This window comes from Stenotrophomonas sepilia (genome assembly GCF_003244875.1).
Classification (GTDB): Bacteria; Pseudomonadota; Gammaproteobacteria; order Xanthomonadales; family Xanthomonadaceae; genus Stenotrophomonas; species Stenotrophomonas sepilia.
In genome coordinates this window covers 26,723-42,474 of the sequence record NZ_LXXZ01000059.1, presented here as the reverse complement: position 1 = coordinate 42,474, position 15,752 = coordinate 26,723, and the positions used below count along the sequence as shown (strand labels likewise).

The following is a 15,752-nucleotide window of genomic DNA, read 5'->3' as shown; positions in this document are numbered from 1 at the left end:
GCCCCAGATTACCCCTGGGGCTTTTTTCATGCCCCAAGGAAAAAGGGGCAGGTGCCCTATTCTGGGCGTATCGGCCTTGCCCAAACCCGGATGATTCACACCATCCCAGCACGGACACGCCGACATGCAGCCGCTCATCCTCTCGCTCGACCCCTCGCTCTTGAACCAGTTCTCCAACGTGACCCCGCAGGCCCTCGCGGACGCCCTGGCCGACGTTCTGCCCCACGCGTTGGGCGTGCTTGCCGCCGACACCAGCACGTCGGTCATCGTGCCCAACCGCGACCTGCGGGGCGTGCCCTCCGGCCAGGTGCTCACCCTGCAGCTGGCAACGCTGGACGCCTTCCTCGACGTCCAAGACGCCGCCAACGGCTAAGCCAGCAGCGCAGCGGTAGCCCGGGGCCAGGTCTGGCCCAATCCCCTCAAACCCTTTCGCGAAACGCGGCCGACCAGCCGTGCTGGCGGAGCTTTGCCCCAAAAAACTCAACCCTGGAGATTTCCCATGAACGCTGTTGCTCGCCCCCTCCCTGTTTCGACCAAGCCGAAGAAGCCCGCGAAGAAGCCCAAGCAGACCAGGCTTTCGCTCGCCGTCGCCAACAACGTTGGTTACGACCGGGCGCCGAAAGGCATCACGACCGAAACCTGGCTCACCCCGCCGGAGACCGTCCACGGCCTGGGTCCGTTTGACCTGGATCCCTGCATCCCGCAGCAGGGCATGCCCTGGCGCACGGCCACCCGGATGCTGAAGCCCAGTGACGACGGGCTCAAGACTCTCTGGCCGAAGACGGCGTTCGTGTTGATGAATCCGCCCTACGGTGGGCACAAGAACAGCCCGACCTCGCAGCACCGCTGGATGGAGAAGGCCGCAGAGCATGGCAACGGGATTGCCCTTGTGCTGGCGCGGATGGAAACGAGCTGGATGCAGGATTCGGTGCTCAACCACCCCAACGTTTCAGCGGTGGTGTTCACGAAGGGGCGTCTGTCGTTCTGCCGCCCGGATGGGACCCCGGGCACGAGTTGCCCGGCTGGCTCGGTGTTCATCGGCTACGGTGCTGAAGCCGCGCGCAGGCTCAAGCGGGGAGTGGAGTCTGGCCTGATTCGCGGAACCTACCTCGACATGGCCCACGTGAGCCGGGTGTCGCGCACTGACGTGGGGGCGGCCAACGATGAATGAGGTCGCCAACCTGGTAAAGGCCATCCGCGCCATTCCTTCCAATCCTGGCAAGCCGTGGAATCCGCGGGTTGCATTCGAAACGTTCGTTCAGCACGCACTGATGTCAATGGCACATATCCACGCAGACACCAAGGGTCACCTCGACACCAAAGTCCTTGCTTTTGGACCCTTGAAAAAAAATGTCGAAGAAGCGCCTGAAGTGGTAGCAGCCATCAACGCTTACATCAAAGCGGTCTTCGCAAGCAGGCCGTTTGACGATGTCCTGGGACGGGTCCATGCCGAGCTGCTGGCCAGGAAGGGTGGAGAAGGGCTGGGTCAGTCTTTCACTCCCGGCGATCTTCTCGATCTGGTTCAAGCCCTTGCCACCAGGCATCGGCCTGGTGGGAGCGGAGCCAAGGTCTACGACAGCTGTTGCGGCGCGGGTTCGCTTGCCCTTGCCGCGATCAGGAGTCAACTGAAACACCTTCCAAGCGAAAAAATCCTGGTGCTGGCGGGGGACATCGATCCGTTGTGCGCAGCGATGACGGCTTTGCAGATCCACGCGAATCAAACGTTTCATTTCTTGCCGCTTGGGGCGGTCAAAGTCACGGTGGGGAACGAACTGATCGGTCCCAGGCGCCCCGGGTTTTGGTCCCACTTCCACCTCTACGAGTAGAGGCCGGAGGCCCGCCTTTCCCTCCAAGACTCGGCGGCGAGCAGCCGCCGGCTCTTGATCTAGCCGCTTTTGCTCCGGCTCTTCAACCGGCAGAAGCCAGGTAACAAGCACTTGTTCCCCGAGCCTGCAATACGGAAAAACCTCTATCCGTATTGAGTTGTTAGGAATGTCTGCTGGTTAACGCTCCTGCTGGTTAACGCCAAAACCGTTAACCAGCAGCTAAACCAGCAAAAAAAAACCTTGCTGCGTAAGGCTTTGAGGGCTCCTGCTGGTTTGCTGGTTATTATTTTCACTTTTTCTCTGCAACTGCGATTTGTTAAGAATGAGTTAAAATCTCACGACTAAATGAGACGTTGGCACGTAGCGTAAAACTGTTTTTTTAATCAGCAAACCAGCAGTTAGCTTATTTTCTGAACAAAAACGAGATTAAACAATCACTTGGAAGGTTTTTAGTCGCTGGTTTGGCTGCTGGTTTAAGAAAAAACAGAAAACCAGCAGGAAAGTTAACCAGCAGCTAAAAAATATTTCTGGGAAAGGGGCTTGACGGTTTCAAGAAACCTGCTTTCTTGAATGTATTACGGATGCAACACGGAGAACCCATGAGCACGCAGCAGAACCAAACCCCACGCAAAGACCCTTTCAATGCCCGCATGGAAAGGGCGTTGATTGAGCGGCTGAAAGCCGAAGCCAAGCGGTCGGGGATTTCTCCCAGCGAGAAGCTGCGCCGGATCCTCGACAACGCGTTGCCGCACGTCGCCTAACCCCACAAACGCGAAACCCCGCCTGCCAGGGCGGGGAGTCGTTGGAGCCAACTACAATGTCTACGAACAATCTCCCTCAAGATCCGTCGGTCGTCAACCCCCCTGAGGTTGCTTTTCTCATCGAAAAGCACTGGGAGAAAAACCGGCGAGATTACGCCAGCAATCTCAAGGTCGAACAACGCGCCTTGGATCGCCACAAGCAAACCAAGCTCAACAAAGGCGAGCTGCGACCGGAAAGCCTGGACTTCCTGTTCGCTCGCCACCTCCAGTTGGGGCTTGACGGCCACCTCTGGGCCAGCGTCCGCGACGAATCCGCGACGCAATCGACGTTGGTCTACCGTTGGAGTGCAAATCACTGGGCGCTGGTTCACCGCGGCCTCGGCGACGGCCTGGCGTCCGACTGGCTCGATGCCAACATCCCCGCAAAGGCCAGCGACAAGCTCGCTTCCAGCTGCTGGGCCTACGCCCGGACGCGGTTGGGTCAGCAGAGCGCGCTGCCGCAACTGGAACCCAAGCGGGCGGTGGTCCCGTGCGCTGACGCTTACCTGGAAATCACGGCGGACAGCATCCAGGCGCTGGAACCCCAGCCGCGCTATGGCATGACCCACGCCCTGAACATCGCCACGGGCGCCACGCCCGGCCAGCGCTACATCCCCAGCCCCGTGCCGGCCGATAGCCTGCTGGGCAAGTTCCTGGCCCATGCGTTGCCGGACGAAGGCGTGCGTGCACTGGTGCAGGAACAATGCGGCATGACCTTGTTGCCTGGTTCTTATCAGATCGCGGCGTGGTGGCACGGGGCCGCCGGCAGCGGCAAATCGACGCTGGCCGAATGCGTGGAAGGCGTCCACAACAAAGTGGCTCGCTTGGACCTGGCCACCCTGGGGGACACGTTTGCGCTCGAAGGCATCCTCGGCAGCCAGCTGATCCTGGTGGATGAGGTGGAGTGCGAGAAGTGGAAGGAAGGCACGTTCAAAACGCTGGTGAGTGGCAATGGGATCGGCATCAACCGAAAACACCTCTCCGTTCTGAACTACCACTCCAAGGCCAAGTGGATCATCAGCAGCAACTCCGCGCCGTTCTACCGTGACAAGTCCGGTGGCGTCGCCCGACGCCTTTCCATTGTGGAGTGGGCCAACGTCATTCCGGAAAAAGACCGCGTGGAGGACTTCAGTCGTAAGTTGCTGGAGGAAGAAGGCCAGCTGTTCCTCGATTGGATGCTCGAAGGTGCCCGCCGAGTCGTGGCGCGGGGTCGCTTCATGGCCGACCACGAGCTCCCGGAGGCCGCGCGTGCTTACAAGCAGGCCGTCATCCACAACGCCGATTCCATCGCCGCCTGGGCCCATGCCGACCGCGTGCTGTTCGGCGCTGCCGCTGGCAGTGAGCAATGGCAGAGCGTCAAGGCCATCCATGCCCGCTATGTGGCCTGGTGCGAGAAGAAGGGCTTTGAACCGGAGGAAATCCTCTCGCAGCGCCAGTTCACCCGTGGCCTGAAGACTGCCGGGCACCTGCGTGGGCGCCCGTCGAATCGGCGCGTGGAGGGCGAGCAGTTGGACTGCTACCTCTGCTGCTGGAAGGGCGAGCAGACCGACGCCGAGCGCGCACAAGAGCAGGAGCTCAAGCGGCTGGAGGCCCTGACCCCAGAAGCCCGTCAAGCCGAAACTGAGCAGGTCAAGGCGGCCAACGACGCCCAGAACGCAGCACTGGCCGCCGCCGCCGAACGGCAAGATGAGCAGGATTTTGCCGAGCTGCCCGAGGCGATCCAGCACCTGTTCGGCTTTGCCAACACGCCCTACGAGCAGGTCCAGGCCGAACGCCGCGCAGAGCGGGAGCGCCAAGCCAAGAGCGCCGCGGCATGGGAGAGGCAGGATCGCCGGGAGCGACAGGCGCGCGAGCAACGCAAGGCCGAGGCGGCAAAGAAGAAGGTGGGCTAACCCAGCAATGCCCGGCATTTCCGGGGCAGGCCTTTACATCCCCCGCAGTTGCGCTATTGCAAAGGGGTATCCAAACCAAAACGGAGCCCCCATGCCATCGCCCAACCATATCCCCGACGACGCTTTTCCCGAAGAGGCCATCGGCCCGGCCGATCTGGAGAGCCCAGAGACGCCGGAAGCGGACCCGCAATACTTGCTCGTGCAGAGCGGGTTTGGTCTCCATGTCCGTCTTGGCAAAGACGGCGACCAGGGCCTGCGCAGCGAAGACGACATCGCCGAGCTACTGCGGCGAGCGTTGTATCACCGCAAAACTTTGACCCTTCATATCGAGTTCTGACCCCATCCACCCACAACCACCTGTTGAGAGGCGCAGGAGGTTGAAAAAGATTTGAGGCGACCACCCCATGTCCAAGTATACGGATCTCATTCAAGCCGAAACCCGGCGCATGCTCGACCTGATGAAACAAGGCACCATCCCCTGGCGCCGCCCATGGAATGATCCCGAGGCCCCGCAGAACGGCGCGATCAGCGGGCCTTGGAACCCGACCACGGGCAAGGCTTATCGCGGCAGCAACACACTCATCCTGCGCCGCGCCCAACTCACCCACGGCTACCAAGACGACCGCTGGCTGACCTATCGCCAGGCCGAAAGCATTGGGACCCAGATCAAGCGCGGCGAGAAGGGGCAGCGGATCGCCTACTGGGATTTCAGCAAGGCGGGCAAGGCCAAAGACGACGCCAAGCCGTTGACCGAGGGTGAACAGAAGAGCGGATACCTGGGGCCATCGGTGTTCGTAGCCACGGTGTTCCATTCGAGCCAGATCGACGGCATGCCCGAGCCCCCGCCGCCCTTCGTCATGCCCGAGTCGATTCGCAACCTGCGTGTTCGGGAGTTGTTGGACAAACACCAGCCAAAGCTCCATCACGACGGTGGCAACCGAGCGTTCTACTCTATCGTCGCGGATTCGATTCACTTGCCGAAGCACCACACTTTCAGAGATGACGTCAGCTATCAGGCCACGTTGCTCCACGAACTGGCCCATTGGACCGGCGCGAAGCACCGCTTGGATCGCGATCAGACCGGCCGTTTCGGGAGCCCGGACTACGCCAAAGAGGAGCTGGTGGCAGAGCTGTCCAGCCTTTTCATTTCCGAGCGCCTGGGGATCGCCCTGGGCAAGGAGCACGAAGAGCAGCACGCCGCCTACCTGCAGAGTTGGATGAAGGCTCTCGCCGACGACCCCAGAACCTTGTTCCGCGCAGCCAGCCAAGCGGAGAAGGTCATGACCTTCCTCGACATCCCGACGTTTGAACGCGAGCCGCTGCCGCAGGTCAAGAAGGAGCAGGACATGGAGCAGCGGCGGAAGGCGGAAGCCGGTCGAAGGTCGCCGTCGCGACGCAAGGAGCGCCAAGTAGCTTAACGCTGGTAGGGCTTGACCTTCCTCAACGGTTTGCTAGAACTTGGGTGTGGGCATCCATGCCCCTGTCAGGTTCCCCATCGGGGTTGAAAACGAAGAACGGCTTCCACCGCATTCCTGCGGTGCTGGTGAGCCGTGACCTACTCAACACCAACCAATGGAGGACCCCATGCAACACGATTCCACCCAACCCATCAGCGCACGCGAAGCCCTTGGTCTGAAGCTCTGCGAACAAGAGCGCGACCTGCTCATCCAAGCGGTGAAGAACGATTGGTCAGTAGACGAGCTTTACGACGAGCTGCGGCAAGCGGCCTTCGACCATTACTACGACGGCAAGACCGATGAAGAAGAGTGGAAGGAAGAGACCTGGGTAACCAGCTACAAGGACTACGTGGCCTTCCTGACCGCTGCCACCGAGTATCCGCTCCACTTCGCCGTCGCATCCGGCGATGCCGAATGGGCTGGTGACCTGCTCAAGTCGGGACGCACGCCCCAGGACGCGGACTCGGAGGGAACGACCCCGACAGATTTGTTGGGGCGGCACGGGAATGATCAATCGGATCAGGTCATCCGTGCCCACAACCGAGCCAAGCTCCTCGACAGTATACTTCCGCCTGCCAACGCTTGGAAGCCACCGGAAGGCGGGTTTGGGGCCGACGCCCAACGGCAGGTCGGTGCGGCCATGAAGGCCCATGGGCAGGACGGCCAAACCCTGGAAGCCCCTCGCTTGCGAGCGCGCTTCTAAGGCCAAGGGAAAGGGCGGCGAAAGCCGCCTTTTCTTTTCCCGATCCCCTTGCGCAAACCAAACCGTTTGTTATGGGTAGTGCAACCCATTCAAAAAAGGAGGCCTCATGCGCGCGTTGATTCTTTCTCTGGCCCTTGCCAGCCTGCTCCCCCTTGCCGCCAGCGCCGCCGAGCCCCGTAGCGATTCGGTCGCCGTTGCCGTCGGGGTGAATGCCACCGTGATCACGCCGCACACCATCGCAGTAAGGGTCACACACGCCTGGGAGGCGTCCCCCACGGAAACCGCCACCGGGGTTCAGTCCTTCGAACCCATGGAAGCGCCGGGCCGTGGCCCATACGCGGCTTACAACTCAATCTTGAAGAAGAACCCCGCAACACGCGAAAGCGTCACGCTGTGGGTGATTGACGAGGCGCAGCGCTACTACACGCTCCGAGTGACGTATGAGCGCGTCCCATGCCGCGACACGCGAAACAACGGTGTGGATGACAGCGTATGTGCGCTGCGCATCGCTGGCCGCATTCTGCCGTTCTACATGCAGGGCGACGAGCAGGGGGCTTTTGAGGTGGGGGATCAAGTTTTTCTCCGCTCCGAAGGGACCGCGCAGCCAGTGATTACAGAGCTTGAGGCAGCTTCCGTATCCGTAGTCATCGGTGCGGGCAGAGAAAATGTAGCCGTTGGAGGGCAGCGCTGATGAAATGGCTCGCATTTTTCCGCAAGCGCCCCGATGCCGCGCTGAGCATCGAGGACTTCAAGCAATCTCCAGGCCACGTTTTGATGGACGAAAGCGGATACCTGGGCCTTTCTCACGAAGCAGCAGCCCAGATCGATCGGTTGCGCCAAGCCAAGGGCTGGGGCGTGCGCTCTGCCAACGCGGCAACGACCGGCAAAGGGCGGCGCTAATGGGAGCCACATTCAAAAGCATTGCCCACCATTACGGTCACCTCATTCTAGACGGCATGGACTGCTCCCCTGCGCAACCTCGCGAGCTGCACCACCTGCCAATGGCATGGAATCTCAAGCCCAGCCAGTGGGGCCAACCTCTCACTTTCCAGGCGCGCCCGCTGAGGAGTCGCGCGGGGGGCCGCCCATGGTGAGCGCGATTCTTTTGCTGACCCTGCTTGGCCTCATGGTCCTGGTCCCGCTCTGGACGTTCAAGCGCTTTGGCGACGCCAAGGCAGCTTGGCAACGGGTGAGGGGCGGTGAGCGAGACGCTCGCACGCACGGCCGCGTCGTGATCCATGGCGGGCTGTTTGGAGTTGGGATGGTGGTCATCGCCGCGTTCTTGGCCCAAGCCACCTTCAGCGTCTGGCACCAGCTCGCCACCGGGGGAGGCCTGTTTGTCCTCGGCACGGTCGCGGTGCTCTGTCTGCTGGCCTTTTTCTGGGGCAAGAGGAGGTCGCGCGGATGAGTGCGTTGACGATGCTGGTCCTTTCCATGCTGGTCCTTGCTGTGTTTCTCTGCTCGGCGGCGTTTCTCTCTTTTATGATCGCGTTGACTTACCCGACCGTAAAGCAATCGCTGGCCCTATTCTGCGCCGGGAAGCGCGACGCATCGCTCTACGTGGATTTCGCGATTTTTGGGGGGATCTTCGCAAGTTGCGTCCTCACGCTCGCATTCGGGGCGGTGGTAATGGCCCTCAACATTTCCAGCGCTGAGGACGCCGCTCTATACGCGGCCACCTTGACTAGCGCGGGACTGGGCTACTGGGTGGGCCGATGACACGCGAGCTTTCCACCCTTTTTGAGCCAGGCCCTCTCTCCGGCCCGGGCAGCTTCGAGCTGCTCCCCATGTCTCCGGACATCCAGGCCCTCTACGACGCAGCCCAACGCAACAAGCCTTTCAGCAAGGACGTGGACGACGCCCTGGCCGCGCACCGCAACGCACACGGCGAACCCGAGCAAATCGAGCACGCCCAGCGTGTGGATCCTGCGGATGCAATGCCCATCGACCCGGAGGCTCGTCGCCAAGCCTATGAACGTCAGCGGCGGTATGCGATTGGCGCCGGCATGACCGCAGGCCTGACGCTTGGGGCCATCGCCCAGGCGCTTGGTGTGTCACCCTCCGAGATTCAGGGCGACTTGGCGGCGATGGATCGATGAGTCCACGCAAAGGCTTCCTCGGCGGCCGATCCCCGGCCCAGGTTCAATCCTTGCTGGACGAAAGGATGACCCAGCGCGCCCTGGCCCAACGCTTGGGCGTCACCCACCAAGCCGTGAACCGCTTTGTCCGGCGGCACCGCCTGGCGGGTTCCGGACGGCAGACCTTTCGGGCCCGCCAAGCCCGCGAGCTCATCGAGCGCCGCCAGCAGGTGCAGCGGCTGATCCAAGCCGGGCTCACATCCGCCGAGGTGGCCAAGCGCTTGGGCGTGTCGCCGGCCACCATCGGCCTGGACCGCCAAGCCCTTCGGTTAGGGCGTGTCCTGAAAAGGCCGGAGCAGCGCAGCTTCCGGGGGCTGGGCCTGGACCAGGTTCGGGATCGCTTGAAGGTGGTCAGCCGGGCTCAGTTGGCGCGGGAGCTTGGGGTGAGCAGCTCGGCTGTCTATCGCTACTGCGGGAAGGTGGGCCTCAGCCGTCCGTAGCCTAGTTGCCTCTTGGCCCGGCGGTCGTTAAGTGGCCCAGCATATAGTTCGCGATCAGGCTCCGATCACGGGAAGGTCATTTCGATCAAAGGCTTAGCCGCCGTTAGGCTTTGGAGCATTGGCCGAAATGCACCCTCTGAACGATACTTGGTGCCTGTTCGATGGGATGTATTCGATGCCGCTGCTCAACTGGTCTAACCGTGATGAAGACCTGACCCGTTCCGCCCTGACGCCCTACCGCCTTCTGGAGCCGGTGGCCAGCTTGTCCTATGGGGAGGTCGACTCTCCGAACATGCTGATCGAAGGCGACAACTTGGATGCGTTGAAGGCGTTGCTGCCTTACTACGCAGGGCAGGTGAAGTGCATCTTCATCGATCCGCCTTACAACACTCGCAGCGCCTTTGATCATTACGACGACAACCTTGAGCACGCCAAGTGGCTGTCGATGATGTATCCGCGCCTAGAGCTGTTGCGAGATCTGTTGGCTGAAGATGGATCGATTTGGATAACCCTGGATGACAATGAGGCCCATTACTTCAAAGTCATTGCAGATGAGGTGTTCGGCCGTAAGAACTTCATTGCAAACGCGATTTGGCAGAAGGTCTTCTCTCCGAAGAACAGTGCTCGACATCTTTCCGTCGACCATGATCATCTGTTTGTCTATGCAAAAGACGCAGATATTTGGCGCCCGAACGACATGCCTCGGTCTGAGAGGCAAACTGCCACATACAAGAACCCCGATGAAGATCCGCGTGGTCCGTGGACCTCAGGCGACCTTTCAGCGCGCAACTTCTATGGCGCTGGAACATATCCGATTACTTGCCCCAGTGGCAGGGTAATACCTGGCCCTCCAAACGGAATGTATTGGCGTGTGTCGAAGGAGAAGTTTCAGGAAATGGATTCCGATGGGCGGATCTGGTGGGGCGCTGCAGGGAACAACGCTCCTCGAATAAAAAGATTTCTTTCGGAAGTCAAGCAAGGTGTAGTTCCTCAGACGATCTGGATGAACTCAGATGTCGGAAATACGCAGGAAGCGAAAAAAGAGGTCGTCGCACTTTTTGGTAGTGAAAACTTCATGACGCCGAAGCCTGAACGTCTCCTTCAACGTGTCATTCACATAGCGTCTGAAGAGGGGGATCTTGTTTTGGATAGCTTCCTAGGCTCTGCGACTACTTCTGCGGTTGCTCACAAGATGCGCCGGAAATGGATTGGGATAGAAGTCGGTGAGCACGCTCGGTTGCTTGGTCAACCCAGGATGAAAAAGGTTGTTGATGGTGAGCAAGGAGGCATCTCAAAAAGTGCCGACTGGAGGGGCGGTGGCGGCTTCCGCTTCTACAAGCTCGGTGTGCCCGTGTTCGATGATGCGGGCCACATCCGCGAGGGCATCAAGTTCGAGCACCTGGCCGCCCACGTCTGGTTCGCCGAGACTGGCGCCGCACGCTCCACTCGAGCACCGAAGCAGCCGTTCCTGGGCGAGCACCACGGGGTCGGCTACTACCTGCTGTTCAACGGTATTTTGGGCGATGAGAGCAAGACCGGCGGCAACGTGCTGACCAAGCGGGTGTTGAAAGGCTTGCAGACCTTCGAGGGTCCCAAGGTGATCTACGGCGAATCCTGCGATTTGCCTAAAGAGCGGCTGGAGGAGCTCCAGATCACCTTCAAGCAAACCCCCTACGACATCAAGGCACGCTAAGCATGGCTCTTTCCCTCAAGGTGTATCAGCAGCGGGCGTTGTCCAGCCTGGCCCAGTTCCTCGAAGACGCCCGGCTGACCGGCCCCGCATCCGCGTTTGAGAAGAACGCGGATGCCGGTCTGGTCACCCAATACAAACCCATGCCTCATCTGGAGGCCTCGCCCTACGTGTGCCTACGCATCCCCACGGGCGGCGGAAAGACCGTCATGGGCGCGCACATCATCCAGGCGGCAGGCGACGCCTACCTCGAGCGCGAGTTTCCGCTGGTCATGTGGATGGTCCCCACCACCCAGATCAAGACCCAGACGCTGGAGGCCTTCAAGAATCCCCGCCATCCCTACCGCCAGGAACTGGACGAGGCGTTCGGGGGCAAGGTCGCGGTGTTCGACGTGGAAGACTTCACCCACATCCGCCCCGCCGATCTGGGCACCAAGGTGTGCGTGGTCATTACCACCATGGCCGCGTTGCGCGTGGAGAACCAGGAAGGCCGGAAGGTCTACGAGCACCACGAGGACCTGGAAGCGCACTTCGCCGGCAGCGTGTCCGATCTGGCCTACCTGGAGCAGAACAAAGCCGGCAAGGCCATTGCGTCCTTTGCCAACCTGCTCAAGCTCCACGGCCCGTTGGTCATCACCGACGAAGCCCACAACGCCAACACGCCGTTGTCTTACCAGGTCTACGAGCGCCTGGGCGCCAAGGTGGTGGTGGAACTCACCGCCACGCCCGAGGCCAGCAAGAGCAACGTGCTGGTGAGCGTCAGCGCGTTTGAGCTGAAGAACGCGAACATGATCAAGTTCCCGGTCGTGCTCAAGGAGCACGTCGGGCAATGGGAGGTGGCCGTGGGCAGCGCCGTGGCCCGCCGCAACGAGTTGGGCAAGACCGCGCTGGGCGAGCCGGACTATATCCGTCCCATCCTGCTGATTCAGGCTGAGAACGCCAAGGGCACTGCCACGGTCGAGGAGGTCAAGAAGCACCTCATCGACAACGAGAAGGTGCCCGAAAAAGCCATCGCCATCGCCACGGGCGATCAGCGCGAGATCGACGGGGTGGACCTGTTCGCCAAGGACTGCCCCATCGAGGTCATCATCACCAAGCAAGCGCTCAAGGAAGGGTGGGATTGCTCGTTTGCCTACGTCTTTTGCTCGGTGGCCCAGGTCAAGAGCGACAAGGACATCCAGCAGCTGCTGGGCCGCGTGCTGCGCATGCCGTATGCCACCCGCCGCAAGCAGGAGGCCATGAACAAGGCCTACGCGCACGTCACCACTGCGGCGTTCAATCTGGCTGCTGCAGAGCTCACCAAGTCGCTCATCGACATCGGGTTCAACCCTCTGGAGGCCGTGGGCGCGGTGCTGCCGGATCCCACCCCTGGTCCCGGCTTGGACTTGCAAGGCGGCAAGGTCAATCCGGTGCCCGTGACGCCCAGGGCCACCATTGCTGTGAGCAAACAGCCTGATCTTACCGGCATCCCTGCTCGGGACCAGGCCAGCGTTGTTTTCACTCCGAACGAGGAAGGCAAGGGCGGCTCGGTGGAGATCACGGGCGAGGTGGACGAGTCCACCGTGGAAGCGATCACCAAGGCTGTGCCAACCAAGGAGCGCGAGGAAGCGACGGCTACGATCCAGCGGCACCAGATCGCCGCCAAGGCCGTCAAGGCACCCAGCCAGAACGGCGCAGTGTTCAGCGTGCCGCGGCTGGGCGTCATGGAGCAGGGCGAGCTGGAGTTCGTGGAGAGCGGCGCCACGCCGCCGGGCTTCACCTGGGACTTGCTGGCCTATCCCCCGGACTTGACCAGCCTCAAGTTCAACGCAGATAGCAAGACCTTTGAAGTCGATTTGGTGGAAGAGAAGGTCAGCTACACGCCGATTGATGACGACGTGAACACCTACTTGCCAGGCTTCGCCAAGGACCGCACTCAAGCGGACTTGGTCGGCTGGCTGGACCAGAAGATCCGCGATCCGGCGGTCAAGCAGCCCGTGCTGCGGGAGTGGTTGCGCCGGTCCATCAGCGGGCTGTCCGAAGATCGGGGCTTCTCGCTATCGCAACTGCTCAATGGCCAGTTCGTGCTCCGACGGAAGCTCGGCGAACAGCTCCAGATCGCCAAGGCAGAAGCACTCAAGGATGGCTTCCAGCAGGCCCTGTTTGGTGCCGACGCAGAGATCGTGGTCAGCGACGAGCCCGATGCCATGTTCACCTATCCGGCGGACATGACCCAGTATCCAGCGCATTCTTACTACCAAGGCGGCACATATCGCTTCCGCAAGCACTACTACCCCTTCGTGGGCGATCTTCAATGGAAGACCGCCGGGGGCAAGGTGGGCGAGGAGTTCCTCTGCGCCCAGGCCATCGATCAGCTGGACGAGGTGGAGTTTTGGGTCCGCAACCTGGTGGACAAAAGCCAGTTCTGGATGCCGACGTCCAAGCAGCGGACCTACCCTGACTTTGTAGCAAAGCTCAAGGACGGTCGCCTGCTGGTCGTCGAATACAAGGGCGGCGACCGATACACGGCGGACTCCGAGAGGGAGAAGCGCATGATCGGTGAGCTTTGGGCCACCAAGAGCAAGGGCAGGGGGATTTACCTCATGGCCCAGCTGAGGGACGAGAAGGGCAACAGCGTGACCGAGCAACTTCAGGCTGCCATTCGGGAAAAGAGGTAAGCAAGCAGTCATGGAAGACCGGCCTTATACCTCACGTTCTACCCCATAAGCCCTCAAGGGAAAACGGTGCCGACAATGCAAGTCCTGGTCACGCGCAGGCGCAGAGGCGTCTTCTGCTTCATGGCAGAAGAGATCGCTTTGCGAGTCAAAGAGCAGCGCTTTTATTTGGCTCAAGCCAAAGCCCGCCTCCTGACGCCGTTTGCTGCGATCGAAGCAGAGGCGGAAGCCATGGAGCAGGACTGCTTGGAGAATCCGCCAGAGTGCTTCGACCCCGAGCAATGGGACATGTCCATGGTCTACGAGGCGGCCTTTCATCAGAGCCTCGAACATTACGACCTGCTCCATGAAATGCGAGAGCGCACCCTGCTGGGTATCGCCGCTGGCATGTATCACCACTTCGAAAAGAGCTTTCGCGTCCGCGTCGCTCGCGAACTGCGCCAGGCCGGGTGGGTCATTGGAGAGAAGACCCGGGATCAGGTCTGGCGGTGCGAATGGACTCAGCTGGAGGCGCTGTTGGTCGCTTTCGGGTGGGATGTGCCGTCAGTGCCGCACTACCAAGACCTCGAGGCCTTGCGGCTGGTCGTCAACGTCTTCAAGCATGGCGAAGGCCCGGCCTTCGAAGCCTTGAAGCAGCGTTTCCCTCGATTCGTTCCCCAACTGGAGTCAGATGAGGGGTCGTGGCGCTACGTGGACTACACCCACATGTGCGTGACCGAGGAGCATTTGGATGCTTTCTCAAATGCCATCGTGAGCTTCTGGGAGGCCATCCCCCTTCAACTGGCAGTGGAAGAGGGGGTGACTGCTTTGGAGCTTCCATCCTTCTACGCCAAAGCAATGCGGCAAGACGGGTGTCCGACCTTCATGACGCAGCAGACCGCTCCCCACTCCCCCTGACTAGCCGAGCCGTTGATGGCATGGGGCTGGTCGTTGAGTTATTGCTCCCCGCTGCTATCGAGCCATCCGTTCACCAACGCGCGTTGGAGGGCGAGGGCAACTTGAGTCGCGGCATACACCCAGTCGTCGTCTTCCGTGTATGGATCCTCTTCCGAATCTTCCTTTCCCCCGTGGAAGAGGTTGTTGCGGACTTGTTGCATGGCCTGGACCAGCGCCACCGCATCTGAGTCTGCATCCAAGGGGCTAGGCATGAAACGGGCCACCAGGCGCCCGTCTTCCTCCACGATCTTCTGTTTCATGGGGCGTTCGTCGCGCTGACCAAGAAGGCGCTTGCGTGCCCATTCGGGGACTTCTTCCAAAAAGGCGTCGCCAAGCGAGCGGGCGCGGTCTTCCACTTTGCGCCAAGCCACATCGGGAATCGGATCGCCTTGCCTATCCTTCCGGAAGAAATCTCCATGCCGTCGAAGCTGGAACTCCAGTTTGCTGAAGGTCTTGAGCAGATCGTAGGCGAGGTCAGGGCGAACGGGCATGCCGGCATCATATCTCGGCCCTACGATCCCAATATGAAAGGGCCCGGCAACGCGTGATTAGTCGCTGGGAAGGTGGCGCTATTGTGAGTAAGCGGGTCGACGGGTCGGTCCTGCATTGGCCCTTGTCCCGCCAATGGGCTATAACCCTTGCTTGCCCTCAACGGAGTATTTCCCTTGGCCTTGACCACCCTCCAGTCGATCAACGCGGAAATCAAGCAGCTCGAAGCCCAAAAGCGGCTGGTCGAGAAGCGCGATGGGGAGGTGCCCAAGGCGATTGCGGTGCTTCAGAAGTATGCGAAGGTTCTCAGTCCCGCCCAGCGTCGTCAGGTTGCCAAGCTCATTGGCGAGGCCATCGACGTCAAGCCGGCGCGTTCCCCGAAATCTTCTGCGGGGCCGCTGAAAGGCCGAAAGCTCGGCAAAGTCGCCCCCAAGTATCGACTCCCGACGGGAGAGACCTGGGCAGGCCGAGGGCTGGCACCCAAGGCTTTCACGGCATGGGCCAAGTCGGTCGAGGGCAAGGCGTGGGCGCAAGCCAACCCTGGGGCCAAGTTCCCGCCCGCCGCTGGGAAGGTGAAGAAGGCCGCGTCTAAGGGAGCTGCGAGGGTGGGGAAAGTCGCCAAGAAGGCAGGGAAGGCAAAGCCGATTCGGAAACCTGCCAAGAAGGCCAAGCCGAAGCCGGCTGCTTAATCCCGTGGACAAAGGCCCTGCGAATGCCCGTGCCAAGG

Annotated in this window: 19 protein-coding genes; 18 read left to right on the top strand and 1 reads right to left on the bottom strand. The window is 61.0% G+C overall.

Annotation, left to right across the window (positions count from 1 at the left end; all coding sequences use genetic code 11):
- Positions 1-124 precede the first annotated feature (124 nt).
- The 17 genes from A7X97_RS12220 to A7X97_RS12140 all read left to right on the top strand — a co-directional run bounded on the left by A7X97_RS12220 (position 125) and on the right by A7X97_RS12140 (position 14,497).
- Positions 125-373 (top strand): hypothetical protein, encoded by a 249-nt coding sequence (locus tag A7X97_RS12220; RefSeq protein WP_057502480.1) that lies wholly within the window; start codon positions 125-127, stop codon positions 371-373.
- Positions 374-499: 126 nt separating this feature from the next.
- Positions 500-1,171, top strand: coding sequence for a DNA N-6-adenine-methyltransferase (locus A7X97_RS12215; protein ID WP_181503440.1), 672 nt, complete (start codon positions 500-502; stop codon positions 1,169-1,171).
- Positions 1,164-1,826 carry an N-6 DNA methylase gene (locus A7X97_RS12210; protein ID WP_111007987.1) on the top strand — a complete coding sequence of 221 codons (663 nt, stop codon included), beginning with the start codon at positions 1,164-1,166 and terminating at the stop codon, positions 1,824-1,826. Before A7X97_RS12215 ends, A7X97_RS12210 begins: the two co-directional genes overlap by 8 nt.
- A 599-nt stretch (positions 1,827-2,425) precedes the next feature.
- Positions 2,426-2,587 carry a DUF3450 domain-containing protein gene (locus tag A7X97_RS12205; protein WP_136191690.1) on the top strand — a complete coding sequence of 54 codons (162 nt, stop codon included), beginning with the start codon at positions 2,426-2,428 and terminating at the stop codon, positions 2,585-2,587.
- 56 nt (positions 2,588-2,643) lie between these two features.
- Complete coding sequence (locus A7X97_RS12200) at positions 2,644-4,518, top strand: DUF5906 domain-containing protein (RefSeq protein ID WP_146260245.1); 1,875 nt, start codon at positions 2,644-2,646, stop codon at positions 4,516-4,518.
- Positions 4,519-4,609: 91 nt separating this feature from the next.
- Entirely contained in the window at positions 4,610-4,855 is a 246-nt protein-coding gene (locus A7X97_RS12195; protein WP_111007985.1) for a hypothetical protein, read from the top strand.
- A 67-nt stretch (positions 4,856-4,922) separates the two neighbouring features.
- A complete protein-coding gene (locus A7X97_RS12190; protein ID WP_111007984.1) occupies positions 4,923-5,936 on the top strand; it encodes an ArdC family protein in 1,014 nt (337 codons plus the stop codon).
- 166 nt (positions 5,937-6,102) lie between these two features.
- Positions 6,103-6,678: a hypothetical protein gene (locus tag A7X97_RS12185; RefSeq protein ID WP_111007983.1), complete on the top strand. Its 576-nt coding sequence runs from the start codon at positions 6,103-6,105 to the stop codon at positions 6,676-6,678.
- 106 nt (positions 6,679-6,784) lie between these two features.
- Positions 6,785-7,369: a hypothetical protein gene (locus A7X97_RS12180; protein WP_024957517.1), complete on the top strand. Its 585-nt coding sequence runs from the start codon at positions 6,785-6,787 to the stop codon at positions 7,367-7,369.
- Entirely contained in the window at positions 7,369-7,578 is a 210-nt protein-coding gene (locus A7X97_RS12175) for a hypothetical protein (protein WP_008266166.1), read from the top strand. The genes A7X97_RS12180 and A7X97_RS12175 overlap by 1 nt, the downstream gene beginning before the upstream one ends.
- 187 nt (positions 7,579-7,765) lie before the next feature.
- A complete protein-coding gene (locus A7X97_RS12170; protein ID WP_111007982.1) occupies positions 7,766-8,086 on the top strand; it encodes a hypothetical protein in 321 nt (106 codons plus the stop codon).
- The gene (locus A7X97_RS12165) at positions 8,083-8,397 is read left to right on the top strand and encodes a hypothetical protein (RefSeq protein WP_111007981.1); all 315 of its coding nucleotides are present in this window, start codon (positions 8,083-8,085) and stop codon (positions 8,395-8,397) included. Before A7X97_RS12170 ends, A7X97_RS12165 begins: the two co-directional genes overlap by 4 nt.
- A 68-nt stretch (positions 8,398-8,465) precedes the next feature.
- Positions 8,466-8,777 carry a hypothetical protein gene (locus tag A7X97_RS12160; protein ID WP_146260244.1) on the top strand — a complete coding sequence of 104 codons (312 nt, stop codon included), beginning with the start codon at positions 8,466-8,468 and terminating at the stop codon, positions 8,775-8,777.
- A 65-nt stretch (positions 8,778-8,842) separates the two neighbouring features.
- Positions 8,843-9,256, top strand: coding sequence for a hypothetical protein (locus tag A7X97_RS12155; protein ID WP_181503439.1), 414 nt, complete (start codon positions 8,843-8,845; stop codon positions 9,254-9,256).
- Positions 9,257-9,431: 175 nt separating this feature from the next.
- Complete coding sequence (locus A7X97_RS12150) at positions 9,432-10,949, top strand: site-specific DNA-methyltransferase (RefSeq protein ID WP_040009802.1); 1,518 nt, start codon at positions 9,432-9,434, stop codon at positions 10,947-10,949.
- 2 nt (positions 10,950-10,951) lie between these two features.
- Positions 10,952-13,603: a DEAD/DEAH box helicase gene (locus A7X97_RS12145; RefSeq protein WP_008264601.1), complete on the top strand. Its 2,652-nt coding sequence runs from the start codon at positions 10,952-10,954 to the stop codon at positions 13,601-13,603.
- Between the two features lie 75 nt (positions 13,604-13,678).
- Positions 13,679-14,497, top strand: coding sequence for a hypothetical protein (locus A7X97_RS12140; protein ID WP_040008446.1), 819 nt, complete (start codon positions 13,679-13,681; stop codon positions 14,495-14,497).
- A gap of 38 nt (positions 14,498-14,535) precedes the next feature.
- On the opposite strand, the gene A7X97_RS12135 is transcribed toward A7X97_RS12140, so the two are convergent.
- Entirely contained in the window at positions 14,536-15,027 is a 492-nt protein-coding gene (locus tag A7X97_RS12135) for a hypothetical protein (protein ID WP_008266996.1), read from the bottom strand.
- 174 nt (positions 15,028-15,201) lie between these two features.
- Between A7X97_RS12135 and A7X97_RS12130 the strand changes: the two genes are divergently transcribed.
- Positions 15,202-15,714, top strand: coding sequence for an H-NS family nucleoid-associated regulatory protein (locus A7X97_RS12130; RefSeq protein ID WP_040008444.1), 513 nt, complete (start codon positions 15,202-15,204; stop codon positions 15,712-15,714).
- Positions 15,715-15,752 lie beyond the last annotated feature (38 nt).

Coding starts and splice junctions, on each gene's coding strand:
- A7X97_RS12215 (WP_181503440.1), top strand. CDS start 500: ATGAACGCTGTTGCTCGCCCCCTCCCTGTTTCGACCAAGCCGAAGAAG.
- A7X97_RS12190 (WP_111007984.1), top strand. CDS start 4,923: ATGTCCAAGTATACGGATCTCATTCAAGCCGAAACCCGGCGCATGCTC.
- A7X97_RS12135 (WP_008266996.1), bottom strand. CDS start 15,027: ATGCCCGTTCGCCCTGACCTCGCCTACGATCTGCTCAAGACCTTCAGC.
- A7X97_RS12140 (WP_040008446.1), top strand. CDS start 13,679: ATGCAAGTCCTGGTCACGCGCAGGCGCAGAGGCGTCTTCTGCTTCATG.
- A7X97_RS12210 (WP_111007987.1), top strand. CDS start 1,164: ATGAATGAGGTCGCCAACCTGGTAAAGGCCATCCGCGCCATTCCTTCC.
- A7X97_RS12155 (WP_181503439.1), top strand. CDS start 8,843: ATGACCCAGCGCGCCCTGGCCCAACGCTTGGGCGTCACCCACCAAGCC.
- A7X97_RS12165 (WP_111007981.1), top strand. CDS start 8,083: ATGAGTGCGTTGACGATGCTGGTCCTTTCCATGCTGGTCCTTGCTGTG.
- A7X97_RS12180 (WP_024957517.1), top strand. CDS start 6,785: ATGCGCGCGTTGATTCTTTCTCTGGCCCTTGCCAGCCTGCTCCCCCTT.
- A7X97_RS12150 (WP_040009802.1), top strand. CDS start 9,432: ATGCCGCTGCTCAACTGGTCTAACCGTGATGAAGACCTGACCCGTTCC.
- A7X97_RS12160 (WP_146260244.1), top strand. CDS start 8,466: ATGTCTCCGGACATCCAGGCCCTCTACGACGCAGCCCAACGCAACAAG.
- A7X97_RS12195 (WP_111007985.1), top strand. CDS start 4,610: ATGCCATCGCCCAACCATATCCCCGACGACGCTTTTCCCGAAGAGGCC.
- A7X97_RS12185 (WP_111007983.1), top strand. CDS start 6,103: ATGCAACACGATTCCACCCAACCCATCAGCGCACGCGAAGCCCTTGGT.
- A7X97_RS12205 (WP_136191690.1), top strand. CDS start 2,426: ATGAGCACGCAGCAGAACCAAACCCCACGCAAAGACCCTTTCAATGCC.
- A7X97_RS12220 (WP_057502480.1), top strand. CDS start 125: ATGCAGCCGCTCATCCTCTCGCTCGACCCCTCGCTCTTGAACCAGTTC.
- A7X97_RS12200 (WP_146260245.1), top strand. CDS start 2,644: ATGTCTACGAACAATCTCCCTCAAGATCCGTCGGTCGTCAACCCCCCT.
- A7X97_RS12170 (WP_111007982.1), top strand. CDS start 7,766: ATGGTGAGCGCGATTCTTTTGCTGACCCTGCTTGGCCTCATGGTCCTG.
- A7X97_RS12175 (WP_008266166.1), top strand. CDS start 7,369: ATGAAATGGCTCGCATTTTTCCGCAAGCGCCCCGATGCCGCGCTGAGC.
- A7X97_RS12145 (WP_008264601.1), top strand. CDS start 10,952: ATGGCTCTTTCCCTCAAGGTGTATCAGCAGCGGGCGTTGTCCAGCCTG.